The organism is Streptococcus sp. HMSC065E03, from assembly GCF_001815045.1.
GTDB classification, from domain to species: Bacteria; Bacillota; Bacilli; order Lactobacillales; family Streptococcaceae; genus Streptococcus; species Streptococcus parasanguinis_AD.
Map to the genome: position 1 here is coordinate 203,331 of NZ_KV818852.1, position 13,165 is coordinate 216,495.

Sequence of the window (13,165 nt, forward strand, 5' to 3'; positions counted from 1 at the left end):
AAGCCCGTAAAATGCAAAGTGAAAATAGGAAATTGTCGCCGGGAGCGAAGCTCACAAGAGAATTTATCTTTTTCACACAGCATTTAGGGCGTGTTCAATTCGTGTAACGGCAAGCACTATGGTGCCTTGCCTACACGACTCACTAACTCCTCAGGTGGATAGTATCGATCCACCTTCGTCCTGTCGCATTTCATCAAGATACAAAGCCCGTAAAATGCCATCTTAAAGGGAGTAGAGTGGAATCCAAAGAATTTCCTCTCTACTCCCTTTTTATATTTTAGTCTAAATGTTCTTTCTTTTCTAAGTAAAGCGAGAGCAAATGCCAATCGGGGTGTTCGCGCCAATCTGGCGTGGCTACGATCTGGCTGGCAACTTTCCTTGCTTCTTCCAGAATGGGATAATCTTCTACCAAATCCGCCACTTGAAATTCTGGAATCCCAGATTGACGGGTTCCAAAGATTTCACCTGAACCCCGCATTTTCAAATCTTCTTCCGCTAGCACAAAGCCATTGGTCGTCTCTGTCATGATTTTCATGCGCTGTTTGCCACTATCTGTCTTAGGATTGGCTACTAGAATAGCATAGGATTGCTTGCTTCCCCGACCAACCCGGCCTCGAAGCTGGTGAAGTTGGCTAAGACCAAACCGATCTGCATCCATAATGACCATAACGGTCGCATTGGGTACGTTGACTCCTACTTCAATAACGGTCGTAGACACCAAAACATCGACTTGGTGCTCTTTAAAGGCCTGCATGATGGCATCTTTTTCTTCACTTTTCATCTTCCCGTGAAGCAGAGAAACGCGTGCTCGCTGTCCAAAGAAGGTCTCTAGCTCTTCTTGGAGGGCAAGGGCGTTTTTCAAATCTAGCGCCTCTGACTCCTCAATCAATGGAGAAATAAAGTAGGCTTGAGAACCTTTGCCAAGTTCTTTGACTAACCAGTCGAGGACCACTTCTAACTGCTCATGCTTGACCCAACGTGTGATGATTTCCTTGCGTCCCGCAGGCATCTGATCAATGATGGACACATCCATATCTCCAAAGGCTGTAATAGCCAAGGTCCGGGGAATAGGGGTAGCCGTCATCATCAGGACGTCTGGATTTTGTCCTTTTTCTCGAAGAATACGGCGCTGGGAAACCCCAAAGCGGTGTTGCTCATCAATAATGACCAAGCCTAGATCTTGGTAGTGAACTCCCTCTTGAATCAAGGCATGTGTCCCCACAATCAATTGGGCTTTTCCTGAGGCGATCTCTTCTAAGACTTCTCGTTTCTCAGCCGCCTTTAATCCTCCTGTTAGAAGGGCAATTGGCAAATCTGGAAAAAGATTTTGCAAGCTTTCCTTGTGCTGCTCTGCCAAAATCTCCGTTGGAACCATCAAGGCAGCTTGCTTACCAGCACTAATAGCTGCATACATGGCAAGACCGGCCACGACTGTCTTCCCGCTTCCCACATCCCCTTGTAAGAGGCGGTTCATATGATAAGGAGAAGCCATATCTGTCAAGATTTCATTCAAGCTGTTTTCTTGAGCTTGCGTTAGCTCAAAAGGGAGCTGTTTTTTTCGTTCTGCTAATTTTTCTGGATTCCAGGCCAAGGAAATCCCTTGGCTGGCATCGTGGTTTTCTTCCTTTAACACTTGGAGTTGCAACTGGAAAAAGAGGAGCTCTTCAAATTTTACCCGGCGAAGAGCTTGCTTATACTCTGCTAGATCCTTAGGGAAATGCATAGCTTGCACTGCTTGGGAACGAGACATGAGTTGATAACGCTCTCGTAAGATCTGGGGGACATTCTCTTCTAAAAGCTGGTCCAAGCCCTGGTCGAACGCTATTTTGATCAATTTCACCAGGCTGTTTTGGCTCACTCCTTGTGTCACTCGATAGACCGGCTGCAAATCATCTTCCACTTGAGCCAGGAGCTTCATTCCTGTCAAACTCCCCTTGGCCTTGTCCCATTTTCCAAAGATCGCCACTGTCTGCTGGACCTCGATTTTGTCTGCTAGATAGGGTTGGTTGAAAAAATTAACCGCAATGACCTGGTCTCCCTGTTTGATCGAAAAACGCAAGCGATTTCGTTTGTAGCCATAATATTGGACATTGGCTGGTGTTGCTACCACCCCAGAGATGACTGCTTTTTCACCATCTTCCAACTCTAAAACATTGCGCGTTTTGAAGTCTTCATAGCGAAAGGGAAAATACAAGAGCAGATCTTCTAAAGTTTCAATCCCTAACTTTTTAAATTTTTCCGCCGATTTTGGACCAACTCCAGGCAGTACGGATAAGGGTTGGTGTAGATTCATTTCTCCTCCTTTCTTTTATAAAAAAGCAGGTCCATCCGGGAAAATCCCACCTGCTTCTTCTTATTCTTCATCTGTATAGTCACGAGGAATCCGATCACTCAAGAGACAGACCACTTCATAATTAATGGTACCACGGTAATCTGCAACCTCTGTTGCCGTGATTTCTTTTTCGCCCTCTCGTCCAATCAGGGTAACCTTGGTCCCCAGAGGCAATTCTTCAGGAAGGCGAACCGTTATCTGGTCCATCGAAACGCGACCAACAATGGGACAATAGTCCCCCTTAATCAGCACATGAAAGTTTTGCATCTCTCGGATCCAACCATCCGCATAGCCGATAGGAATCGTTCCGATCCATTGGGGTTCTTCCGTCGTATAGGTTGCCCCGTAACCAATATCTTGACCAGCTTCTAACTGTTTCACATGAACTAACTCACTCACCAAACTCAAAGCTGGCTTAATTTCATATGGCAAGGCTAACACAGATCCGCTCGGATTCAAGCCATACATGACATCTCCCAAGCGTACAGCTGTGAAAATCGTATCCGCATGCCACAAAGAAGTGGCTGAATTACTCGCATGGACAATAGGAGGAAGGATTTCAAGAGCAGCCAATACTTCTTTGAAAAACTGGTATTGCGCTTGAAATTTTCGATCATCTGCCTCATCTGCTGTTGCAAAATGAGTAAAGATCCCTTCAATTTCAGCTCCAGCTGCTAAGAGGAGGCGTTCAGCCTCTTTGATCTCTTCGATCCTTCGGAATCCAATCCGCCCCATTCCTGAATCCACCTTGATATGGACCTTCAATCCTGAAAGATCTGCTTCTTGTCCAAGCAATTGATCCAACCAAGCAAGACTCGCCACCGTTAAGCGGATGTCATGCTCTTTGGCTAGATTCACTGTTTCACTTGGCACAACTCCCAAAATCAAAATAGGGTGTTGCAAGCCTTCTTCACGGATTTCGAGGGCTTCATCCATATTGGAAACACAAAAACCATCTACCTGAGGCGCCAATTTTTTGGTCACCGCAACGACCCCATGACCATAGGCGTTGGCCTTGACGACTGCATATTTCAAGGCTTGACTCGGAATATGGTCACTGACTTGTTGCACATTAAAGGCAATGGCATCCAAATCGACTCTAGCAACAGTTGGTCTATGTTTACTTGCTTTCATTTTCTTCCTCCAAAATGACACTGGTCGACACTAGGTCTCCCTTATGACTGATCGAAATCCATACCTTCCCAGAAAAAGGAGACTTGGAAAAATAGGGAGCTCCGTGGGCATCATTTAAAATTTCTAACTCTTGAAAACCAACCGGTCCAATCCCTGTTCCCATTGCCTTTGAAAAGGCTTCTTTGGCGGACCATCGGCCCGTTAAATATTCCATTTTCCGTTTTCCAGACAATTCCTCAAAGCGCTCTCGCTCAGCCTCGGTTAAGACTTTTTCAGCGAATCGAGTATTCTTCTGATAGGCTTTTTCAATCGCAGCGATCGATTCGATATCGATGCCATGTCCTTTGATCATCTTGTTTTATCCTTATTTATCGTTTCAGTATCGTTTTACTGACAAAAGAGAAGGGGCTAAAGAATCACTCCTTCCGCCCCTGCCTTTTACTTATTCATCGTTGCAATTTCTTTGACCAAGGCCTGTGTTTTTTCCCAACCCAGGCAAGGATCTGTGATGGATTGACCATAAACCACTGGTTCATTTTGACGGCCATCTTCTAGATAGGATTCAATCATGAAACCACGAACTAAAGTTGCCAAATCCTTGTTCCAAGCACGGTTCATCATGGTTTCTCTCACGATGCGTACTTGCTCTTCGAATTGTTTGCCAGAATTGTCATGGTTGGTATCCACCAGGATGAAGGGATGTTGCAAGCCCATTTCGCTATAGCGTTTTGCTGCCGCTAGCAAATCTTCATAATGGTAGTTTGGAATATTCTTACCACTTGCATCCAAGCCCCCACGAAGGATCGCATGGGCTAAAGGATTTCCTGATGTTTCCACTGCTTGGGCATTGAACAAAAAGTTTTGGGGATGTTGGGCTGCATAAATCGCATTGAACATGACAGAAAGATTTCCAGAGGTTGGATTCTTCATGCCTGTCGGAGCAGAGATCCCACTAGATACAAAGCGGTGCTCCTGGTCTTCAACTGAACGAGCTCCAATGGCATGATAAGAAATTAAATCCTCAACATAAGGAAGACTTGCTGGATAAAGCAACTCATCCGCAGTTGTCAAACCAGTCTCGGTAATCACACGGTAGTGGAGATGTCGGACTGCTTTCAAACCATCCACAAAGCTTGGTGCTGCATGTGTATCTGGTTGGTGCATCAAGCCTTTATAGCCATCCCCATTGGTCCGAGGTTTAGCCGTATAGACCCGCATCACAATGAAAATTTGATCTTTCACTTGCTCTTGCAAGTCTGCCAAACGACGGGCATACTCCATCACAGCTTCTTCATTATCAGAAGAGCAAGGCCCGATCACAAGAAGGATCCGTTGGTCTTCTCCTTTGATAATAGCTTCCAATTCTCGATCACGCGCTTCTTTGCGCTCCAAGGCTGGACCTTCCAAGCGGTAAAGCGAAGTGATCTCTTGCTCATCAATCTTATTGCTCTTCGTAATGAATACCATACGGCCTCCTTATGCTACCTAGACCCATCCTCTTTCTATTTCAGAGGAGCTCTTAAAATTTACGTCCGTGACAGTTTTTGAATTTCTTACCTGAACCACAAGGGCATAAATCGTTGCGTTTCACTTGTGACAAGTCAATATCTGCTGGAATATCTTGTTGTTGCGCTGCAATGTTGCGAGTCGCAGTTGTTGAAATACTGTGTTCCGTACGTGGACGTTCTTGTTCGTGAATTTGGGCTTTCATCATGAGACGAGTCACATCAAATTCAATCGATCCGATCATATCGTTAAACATACGGAAACTTTCTGATTGGTATTCTACCACTGGGTTATTTTGCGCATACCCACGGAGTCCAACCGCATTTCGCAATTGATCCAAAGCATCGATATGGTCCGTCCACTTGCTGTCCACCACACGAAGGATCAAGACTTTTTGGAATTCTTGCACAGACTCTTCGTCACGCAATTTCGCTACTTGGCTAGCATAGATTTCTTCTGCACGTGCATACAAGTAATCGATAACTTCCTTGTCAGATTTTCCTTCAATATCGCTTGCAGAAATCGTATCTTCCGGAACCAAATTGTATTTGGCAAAGTTCAGAATCGCTTCAACGCGTTCTTCCTTACTTGAGTGGCTGGCTCCTTCAACAATCCGTTTGATGGTCCGTTTGATCATGGCCTTGATTTCAGGTGCCAAGTCACGGTTAGCTGTGATAACATCATAGCGTTCAGCGTAGATAATTTCCCGTTGTTCCCGCATCACGTCATCGTATTGAAGGACTTGTTTACGGGTATCGTAGTTGTTTCCTTCAACCCGTTTTTGAGCACCCTCTACCTGACGGGTGAACATGTTTGAACGGATTACTGATTCTTCTTCGCTCAACTTGAAGCGATCAAGCACTGCTTTGATCCGTTCAGAACCGAAACGACGCATCAATTCATCTTCAAGAGACAAGTAGAATTGAGATTCACCTGGATCCCCTTGACGTCCTGAACGTCCACGAAGCTGGTTATCGATCCGACGGCTTTCGTGACGTTCTGTCCCGATGACACACAGTCCACCGAGTTCGCGAACACCTTCACCAAGCTTGATATCGGTACCACGTCCGGCCATGTTGGTCGCGATGGTAACAGCACCACGTTGACCAGCGTTCATGATGATTTGCGCTTCTTTGTAGTGGTTTTTCGCATTCAAAACTTCGTGAGGGACACCTGCTTGAACCAACAATTGAGAAAGGTAATCACTGGTTTCAACGGCAACGGTACCTACAAGGACTGGTTGCCCTTTTTCATGACGAGACTTGACATCTTCTACAACAGCCTTGAATTTTGATTTCAAGCTTGGGTAGAGAAGGTCTGGATGGTCAATACGGGCAATCGGACGGTTGGTTGGAATTGGAATCACGCGAATGTTATAAATTTCACGGAATTCTTCTTCTTCGGTTTTCCCTGTCCCTGTCATCCCTGACAACTTCTTGTACATACGGAAGAGGTTTTGGTAAGTAATCGATGCAGATGTTTTGGTTTCTTCTTGAACTGGAACACCTTCTTTGGCTTCAATCGCTTGGTGAAGTCCATCAGAATAGCGACGTCCTTCCATGGTCCGACCAGTAAATTGGTCGACGATCAAGATTTCTTGATCTTCGCTGACCACATAGTCGATATCCAAAATCATGATGTAGTTGGCACGAAGGGCGTTGTCGATAAAGTGAGTCAAAGCTACATTTTCAATATCGTACAAGTTTTCAAGATTAAAGTAGCTTTCTGCTTTATCGATTCCTGAATCAGACAAACCGATGGTTTTAGATGGGACATCGATAATGTAATCGTCCTCTGTCAAGGTCTTCACATAAGCATCCGCCATGTGATAGAGCTGGCTCGTATCAGAAGCTGTCTGACCAGAAACGATCAACGGAGTACGCGCTTCGTCAATCAAGATGGAGTCTACCTCATCGACCAAGGCATAGTTCAATGGACGTTGAACCATGTTTTCTGCACGCACAACCATGTTGTCACGCAAGTAGTCAAAACCAATCTCTGAGTTGGTTGAGTAAGTGATATCACAGAGGTAAGCTTCTTTTTTCTCAGCTGGAGATTTTGCTGCAAGGTTGATCCCTACTGAAAGGCCAAGCCATGAGTAAAGTTCTCCCATCTCTGTTGCATCCCGCTCTGTCAAGTATTCATTGACGGTAACAACGTGCACCCCTTTACCAGACAAGGCATTCAAGTACACCGGCATGGTTGCTGTTAGGGTTTTTCCTTCCCCTGTACGCATCTCTGGAACGTCACCATGGTGAAGGACGATTCCCCCCATGACCTGAACCTTGTATGGGAACAAACCAAGAACCCGTTTTGCAGCTTCACGAACAACTGCAAAAGCCTCGTACAAGAGATCATCCAAAGACTCACCATCTTGGTAACGTTGCTTAAACTCAACTGTTTTCGCTTTTAATTCGTCATCCGTCAAAGCTGCCATTTGGTCTTCATAAGAAAAGACCTTATCAGCCATTTTTTCAAGGCGTTTGATTTCGCCTCGATCATTTTCAATAATTGTTTTTAATAAATTTGCCATTTTTTTCCTTACTTTGAATTTTTCAAAATCTAAAATGTTCTTTTTATTCTAGCATTTTTTAAACATTTTTTCAAGATCAAGGCTGTATCTTACAAGACTTTCGAGTGGTTTTTTTCGTGTAAGAAAATCCAAAAAGATGCCTGCTCAAGCAGACATCTTTTCTTTAGGCGATCGTTATTCAGACAAATGGTAAGAATAGCTTGCCACAACCACTTCTTCATGCCAACGAAGTGCATACTTCAATTTCAAACTCATTTGGTTGTGGAGAATATTTTGCCAATGTTTTTTAGGGATAAATTGAGGGACTAGGACTGTAACGGTGTTGCCTTTTTCCTTGGCCTCCTCAGCCACTTTTGAGACAAATTCAACTGTTGGCTGGATAATATCCCGGTAACTGGTCATGACATTTTCAAAGCGAATATGAGGGAAATAGTGCTTAAATTCTTCTGCTACCTCAGCGTCTTTAACCTTGGTTTCTTCCGTTGAGACGTGCATAGCTATAACATCGTTTCCTAGGCTATTTGCATAACTCATAGCTCCCACACTTACCTGAGTGACATTCCCAACAAGGACAATCACGGTATTGCCCGCATAACTTGTCTTTTCGATCTGACCTCCCAAGCGCAATTGAGCCGCAACTTTATCATAGTGATTACGGATACTCAAGAACATCCAAAGCAAGAGACCAATAATAGGGAAGAAGGGCCAGATCTCACGCAAACGGAATAATAAGAGGATCAAGACAATTCCATAACAGATGGCTGCCCCCAGGATATTGGCAAGCGAATACTTAAGAAATCCTTTTTGATATTGGCGTTTCCAGTGGATCACCATCCCTGTTTGAGAAAGGGCAAAAGGAATAAAGACCCCAATGGTATAAAGCGGAATCAAACTTTCTGTTTGCCCATCAAAGATCAAGAGCAAGACGATGGCACCAACCGCCAAGGTCAAAATCCCATTGGAATAGCCCAGACGATCCCCTTTTTCCATATACATGTGTGGCATGTATTTATTTTTAGCCATGTTAAAGGCCAACATTGGAAAGGCTGAGAAACCGGTATTAGCCGCAACTGCCAAGATCAAGGCTGTTGACAATTGGAAGACGTAAAAGAATGCTTTACCGACTGGGGAATTCCCTAAGATGGCTTGGGCCATTTGGGCTAGAGTTGTTACCCCCTTTGCTGGAACGACACCCACCCAGTAATTGAGGAAGGTAATCCCTGCAAACATGATCCCCAAAATCAAAGCCATAATGGTCAAGGTAGAGGCTGCATTCTTTGCTTTTGGTTTCTTAAAGAAAGGAACCGAATTGGAGATGGCTTCAACCCCTGTTAGTGAAGCCGATCCACTCGTAAAGGCCCGCAACAAGAGAATGACACTAACCCCTGAAATGGTTTGCCCCACATGAGCAGTTGCATTATAGGCCAACTGACCCGTCAAAATTTGGATCACACCATAGCCGATCAAGGCAATGGTACTGACAATGAAAAGGTAGACCGGAATCATCAAGGATGTCGCTGATTCGCGTAGCCCCCGAAGGTTCATCAGCATCAAAATCAAGACCAACAAAATGGAAATGTGAAGATTATAAGGATGAAGAGATGGAATCGCTGACGTGATGGCATCTGCACCGGAAGAAACAGATACTGCTACCGTCAGCATGTAGTCGACTAAGAGACTCCCACCAGCGATCAACCCCGCTTTGGGAGACAAGTTCTCCGTAGTCACCATGTAGGCCCCTCCCCCTTGAGGGTAGGCATGAATGACCTGGCGATAAGAAATCGTTAAACTGGCTAGGAGAACCAGGACCACAATCCCAATTGGAATGGACCACCAAATGGCTCCTGCTGATACAGTCATCAAGACCAAAATAACTTGCTCTGGACCATAGGCAATGGAAGAAAGTGCGTCACTAGAGAGCATGGCCAAGGCCTGCATTTTCCCTAGCAATCCGCCTTCACCTTCTGCACCAGATTTCAACGGACGGCCAATAAACCATTTTTTCAATGTTGAAAACATAAAAAACTCCTTGAAAAAAGTTCATGAGGCCGGGAATTCCCTGCCTCTTTTCATAAAACAGGGGTTATTCTACTCCTTTTTTTCAAGACTGTCAACTAAAATTGTGAAATTTTCATAAAGCTTTCATTGTGTTCATTCAACCTCTCTTAGATCAGCCAGCTTCTTTTCAAATTGATCCAAGCAAAAAACGAGGCTGGGACAAAAATCCTAGCCTCTCAATTATTTTTGGATTGTCGAGCAAGACGCAGTGGTTGATGGGCTCTACTACGCTAATTTCATCAGCTTTTACAGCCCTACTCAACTGTGCGGAGGAGGGACGACGAAATCGAATTCTAACGAATTACCGATTTCTGTCCCACTCTCTCTTTTTTATTTTGCTTGATTTTCGACATAAAAGGCAATGACATCCGAAGTGTACTGGGCTGTGCCAGCTCCAAACTTGTCGATGTTTTCCTTGAATTCTGGATTATAGACATAGCCTTTGCCGATATGGCCAAAAACCTCTATAGAGCAGTCAAATCCATACGTTCGAATCGCATCTAACAGTTTGGCTGCTTGATCTTGGTTTTCATTTGCTGATACGGGTAGACCATCTTTGAGATTTTGCGCCAAAGTTTGAAAAACTTGGTTGAAGGCTTCCGTAGCCTCATCTTCACGCCCCTTTTGGCGCTCGAGAGCCTGGTCCATGACTTCTTGACCGTATTTCTCTACTGCTTCTTGGTGGTATTTTTGAGTATCTTGGTAGCTAAATCCAGTAAATTTTTCCTCAATGGTCATTTTTCTTTCTCCTTTTTGTTCTTGAATGGTTTTTTGCAAGGTAGAAATCAAGGTATCCAGACGTTGTCTTTCTTGAGTCAAATAGTCCAACTGTTTGGTCAAATGGGGCAATAAGTTAGATTTTTCTTCGGCTAAGAGTTCTGCTATTTGGTCTAAGGAAAATCCTAGATACTTGTAGTAGAGAATCACCTGTAATCGTTCTAAATCTTCTTGACTGTATGTCCGATAACCATTTTCGGATTTCACAGGGACGAGAAGTCCTATCTTGTCATAGTGGTGCAGGGTCTTGACAGAGACACCTGACAGCTCTGCAGCTTCTTTGATATGGTACATGATTTCCTCCTTACAAGGATAGTATAATCCCTCCCCTTAGGTCAGAGTCAAGAATTTTTTAAAAAATTTTTATACCAGATGAAAAAAGGCTTGAGTCGCTCCACAGCATTAACTCAAACCCTTTCTTTTTTATGGATGACTTACGATCAATTCTAAACCTTGCCCTTCCAAAGTCCAAGATTCAACATCGCTCGGTAAGATAAAGTGGCTTCCCTTTTGAATAAGATAATCCTTTCCATCTACCGTCAATTTCCCTTCTCCGGCTAAGACACTCAATAAGCTGTAATCAGCAGTCTTTTCAAAATCAGCTTTTCCAGTCAGTTCCCACTTATAAACAGTGAAGAAATCACTGGCAACCAAGGTGGTCATTCGAAGATCATCGATCACAACTGTATCTGGATGGCTATTGGCAGGCTCACCGATGTTTAACACATCAATTGATTTTTCCAAGTGAAGTTCACGCAAGTTTCCTTGAGCATCCTTACGGTCAAAATCATAAACCCGGTAGGTGGTGTCACTCGACTGTTGGGTTTCAAGAATCAATATTCCAGATCCAATGGCGTGCATGGTCCCACTTGGCACATAGAAGAAATCTCCAGCCTTGACAGGAACTTTTGTCAGCAAGGCATCCCAGTTCTTGTCCTCAATTTGCTGGCGGAGTTCTTCTTTTGACTTGGCATTGTGCCCATAGATAATCTCAGATCCTTCATCAGCCGCAATCACATACCAACACTCAGTTTTTCCAAGTTCTCCTTCATGCTCCATTGCATAGGTATCATCTGGGTGCACCTGTACACTGAGCCAATCGTTGGCATCCAAAATCTTTGTTAATAAAGGAAAGACAGGTTCTTTACGATTACCGAATAATTCCCGATGCTCTTGATAGAGCTGATCCAATCCCATTCCTTCGTATGGACCATTGGCTACTTTAGAAACCCCATGTGGATGGGCTGAAATCGCCCAAAATTCACCGACATGGTCGCTCGGAATTTCGTAACCAAATTCTTCTTTCAGACGAGTTCCTCCCCAAATTTTTTCCTGCATGACTGAATGTAAAAATAATGGTTGTCCCATAATATCCTCCTCGCATTTCATGTTTCTATTATACAAAAAAAAGAAAGTTTTTGAAAGCCCTTTCCATCATTTTCCTCTCTCGCCAGAAACTTCATTTTTGTGTATAATGAAAGGGATGACACTAAAAGAAAACATTATCCAACTGGCGCATTCTATTGGGATTTCAAAAATTGGCTTTACAACCGCTGATGACTTCGCTTATTTGGAAAAATCGCTCCGCTTGGCCGTTGAGGAAGGACGGAATTCTGGATTCGAGCATAAGAATATTGAAGAGCGCATCCAACCCAAATTAAGTCTCTCCTCCGCTAAGACCATCATCTCAATCGCTGTCGCCTACCCCCACAAACTCAAGCAGCAACCTCAAAAAACAGCCTATAAAAGAGGAAAATTCACGCCCAACAGCTGGGGATTAGACTACCATTATGTCCTTCAAGACAAGCTCAACCGCTTAGCTGCTGGGATTGAAGAAATGACGCAAGATTTTGAATACAAGGGCATGGTCGATACTGGAGCACTGGTTGATACGGCTGTCGCCCAACGAGCTGGTATTGGCTTTATCGGAAAAAATGGCTTGGTCATTTCAAAAGAATACGGTTCTTACATGTTTCTGGGCGAATTGATTACCAACCTCGAAATCGAACCGGATCAGCCAGTCGACTATGGTTGTGGAGACTGTCGACGTTGTTTAGATGCATGCCCAACCTCCTGTTTAATCGGAGATGGCTCTATGAATGCCAAGCGTTGTTTGTCCTTCCAAACCCAAGACAAGGGCATGATGGACCTAGAATTTCGCAAGAAAATTAAAACGGTCATCTATGGATGTGACATCTGTCAGATTTGCTGCCCTTATAACAAAGGGCTAGATAATCCCTTAGCAACAGAAATCGATCCTGATCTGGCTCATCCAGAGTTGATTCCTTTTATCGAGCTGTCCAACGGACAATTTAAGGAAAAATTCGGACATGTTGCTGGAAGTTGGCGAGGCAAGAACATCCTCCAGCGCAATGCCATCATTGCATTAGCCAATGCCAATGACCGTTCGGCCATCCCTAAGCTCCTGAACATCATCGAAACTTCACAAAATCAGATTCATATTGCAACGGCTATCTGGTCCTTAGGGCAACTGCTTCGTGAAGTCACGCCGGACCTTGTTGAGCTCTTACGGAATATCAAACATCCGACCGATGCTATCATAGAAGAACGAACTGCTTTCTTTGAAAAATTCGGCATTCAAGCAGATTCACAGCTACAATGAAAAAACACTAAGGTTGTCACCTTAGTGTGAAGGCGTATACAAATTGCTATTTTATACAAATCTATTAACTTCTGTAAAAATAAAAAAATTTATTCGTTAGAATTATTCAATCATCAACTGAAACTTTCCGACGTGAGAAAAGCTCTTGAAACTTAATAGTTTCAAGAGCTCGGGAGTTTTGAGACCTTAGGCTCAAAACTAA

General features: G+C 44.0%; 9 protein-coding genes. 1 reads left to right on the forward strand and 8 read right to left on the reverse strand.

Annotated elements, in window-relative coordinates:
• Positions 1-277: 277 nt before the first annotated feature.
• The 8 genes from recG to manA form a co-directional block, all read right to left on the reverse strand.
• Positions 278-2,293, reverse strand: coding sequence for an ATP-dependent DNA helicase RecG (recG, locus tag HMPREF3002_RS05670; protein WP_070665515.1), 2,016 nt, complete (start codon positions 2,291-2,293; stop codon positions 278-280).
• 60 nt (positions 2,294-2,353) lie between these two features.
• Positions 2,354-3,466, reverse strand: a complete 1,113-nt coding sequence (gene alr / locus HMPREF3002_RS05675; RefSeq protein WP_070665517.1) for an alanine racemase — start codon at positions 3,464-3,466, stop codon at positions 2,354-2,356.
• A complete protein-coding gene (acpS, locus tag HMPREF3002_RS05680; protein WP_031572889.1) occupies positions 3,453-3,818 on the reverse strand; it encodes a holo-ACP synthase in 366 nt (121 codons plus the stop codon). Before acpS ends, alr begins: the two co-directional genes overlap by 14 nt.
• An 86-nt stretch (positions 3,819-3,904) precedes the next feature.
• Positions 3,905-4,933: a 3-deoxy-7-phosphoheptulonate synthase gene (locus tag HMPREF3002_RS05685; protein ID WP_070505229.1), complete on the reverse strand. Its 1,029-nt coding sequence runs from the start codon at positions 4,931-4,933 to the stop codon at positions 3,905-3,907.
• Between the two features lie 52 nt (positions 4,934-4,985).
• Entirely contained in the window at positions 4,986-7,505 is a 2,520-nt protein-coding gene (secA, locus tag HMPREF3002_RS05690) for a preprotein translocase subunit SecA (RefSeq protein ID WP_021153773.1), read from the reverse strand.
• 174 nt (positions 7,506-7,679) lie between these two features.
• Positions 7,680-9,524 carry an APC family permease gene (locus HMPREF3002_RS05695; protein WP_070665519.1) on the reverse strand — a complete coding sequence of 615 codons (1,845 nt, stop codon included), beginning with the start codon at positions 9,522-9,524 and terminating at the stop codon, positions 7,680-7,682.
• 369 nt (positions 9,525-9,893) lie between these two features.
• Positions 9,894-10,634 (reverse strand): MerR family transcriptional regulator, encoded by a 741-nt coding sequence (locus HMPREF3002_RS05700; protein ID WP_070665521.1) that lies wholly within the window; start codon positions 10,632-10,634, stop codon positions 9,894-9,896.
• A gap of 129 nt (positions 10,635-10,763) precedes the next feature.
• On the reverse strand, positions 10,764-11,708 hold the full coding sequence (manA, locus tag HMPREF3002_RS05705; protein ID WP_070665523.1) for a mannose-6-phosphate isomerase, class I: 945 nt from the start codon (positions 11,706-11,708) through the stop codon (positions 10,764-10,766).
• Positions 11,709-11,823: 115 nt separating this feature from the next.
• Between manA and queG the strand changes: the two genes are divergently transcribed.
• On the forward strand, positions 11,824-12,963 hold the full coding sequence (queG, locus tag HMPREF3002_RS05710; protein WP_070665525.1) for a tRNA epoxyqueuosine(34) reductase QueG: 1,140 nt from the start codon (positions 11,824-11,826) through the stop codon (positions 12,961-12,963).
• Positions 12,964-13,165 lie beyond the last annotated feature (202 nt).